This window comes from Vibrio sp. Vb0667 (assembly GCF_033391095.1).
This window is the reverse complement of sequence record NZ_JAWPOL010000126.1, coordinates 1-1,627: the sequence shown is the minus strand read 5'-3', so window position 1 is coordinate 1,627 and position 1,627 is coordinate 1. Positions and strand designations below refer to the sequence as shown.

Below are 1,627 nucleotides of genomic sequence, written 5' to 3'. Positions count from 1 at the left end.
CTTTTCAAAGTCTGCCGAAGTTGTTTTTGGGTAAAGGCAGCAATGTTCTATTTACTGAACATGTTGATGGTCTCGTCATTGTTAACCGCCTTTTGGGGAAATGGGTTTCAGAAACCCATGAAGATTATCTTCTGCATGTTCAAGGTGGGGAGGATTGGCCGAGTTTGGTGGCTTGGTGTGTTGCCCAAGGTATGGGCGGGATCGAAAACTTAGCTTTGATTCCCGGTTGTGCTGGGTCAGCCCCGATCCAAAACATCGGCGCATACGGGGTTGAACTAAAAGATCTTTGTAGCTACGTCGATGTATTGGATTTGACGACTTTAAAAACGAGGCGGATGAGTGCGGAAGACTGCGAATTTGGGTACCGAGATTCAGTTTTCAAACATGATCTATATGAAAAATGCTTTGTCACAGCCATTGGCTTGAAGCTGCCGAAGCGATGGACGCCGAAGAATCAATATGGGCCGTTACAAAACATCCCTGAAAACGAATTAAGTCCAAATGCAATATTTGAACGTGTGTGCCAAGTTCGTATGGAGAAACTGCCAGACCCAGCTAAAGTCGGTAACGCAGGGAGTTTCTTTAAAAACCCTGTGATCAGCCAAGATCATTATGATCAACTCATTCGAAAGCATAGCGACATGGTGGCTTACCCTGCAAACGAGGGAATGAAAGTGGCAGCCGGTTGGCTGATTGACCAGTGTGGTTTGAAAGGTATTTCAGTCAACGGTGCTCAGGTGAACCCTTTACAAGCGTTGGTATTAACAAATGTCGACAACTGCAGTGCTGATGACGTGGTTGCACTTGCTTCTCTGGTGAAAAGGGCGGTGTGGGATAAGTACCAAATTGAACTCGAACACGAAGTGCGCTTTATGAATCGTCAAGGTGAAACTAATCTCGCTAAGATTGAGGCGGCTCAATGAGAAAAGAACACTCAGTGAAGCTACATATCCTTAAAACACTCAGCGATGGCGGTTTTCATTCAGGTGAAATGCTTGGACAACAACTGGGCATTTCTAGAGCGGCAATTGCAAAGCACATTAAAGGGTTGAATGATTGGGGAGTGGATATTTATCGTATCCAAGGACGAGGCTATCAACTGGCTCATCCTCTTCAATTACTCGATGAAACTCGTCTGAAAAATGCCATTAGCACTCCGGTAGAACTGATTTCCGTGATCGATTCAACGAATCAATATTTGTTAGAGAAAGTCAGTGAATCCGATAAAGGGCGAGTTTGTATCGCTGAATATCAGGCGCAGGGGCGCGGTCGTCGCGGACGTCAATGGATATCGCCATTTGGCACCAATCTGTATTTGTCTATGTACTGGCGTTTAGATGCGGGTATGGCGGCAGCGATGGGACTGAGTTTGGTCGTGGGTATTGCTGCAGTCGAAGCACTGGAAAGTATCGGTATCCAAGGTGTTAAGCTTAAGTGGCCAAACGACATCTACTATCAAGATAAAAAGCTAGCCGGTATTGTAGTGGAAATGTCTGGTCAAGCAGGAGGCGCAGCTCACTTAGTGATTGGAATGGGATTAAATATTGGCATGCCTGATGTGCAGCCCGGTATTGATCAACCTTGGACAACACTCAACCAAATTTCCAATGAAGTGAGTATCGATAGA

The 1,627-nt window shown here is 45.6% G+C and carries 2 protein-coding genes; both read left to right on the top strand.

Translation table 11 applies throughout. The annotated features are described in order from the left end of the window. A partial coding sequence (murB, locus tag R8269_RS23940) for a UDP-N-acetylmuramate dehydrogenase (protein ID WP_318222744.1) occupies positions 1–923 on the top strand: 923 nt, incomplete at its 5' end. After that, positions 920–1,627: bifunctional biotin--[acetyl-CoA-carboxylase] ligase/biotin operon repressor BirA (birA, locus tag R8269_RS23935; RefSeq protein WP_318222743.1), on the top strand; the 708-nt coding region annotated here is incomplete at its 3' end. The genes murB and birA, both read left to right, overlap by 4 nt.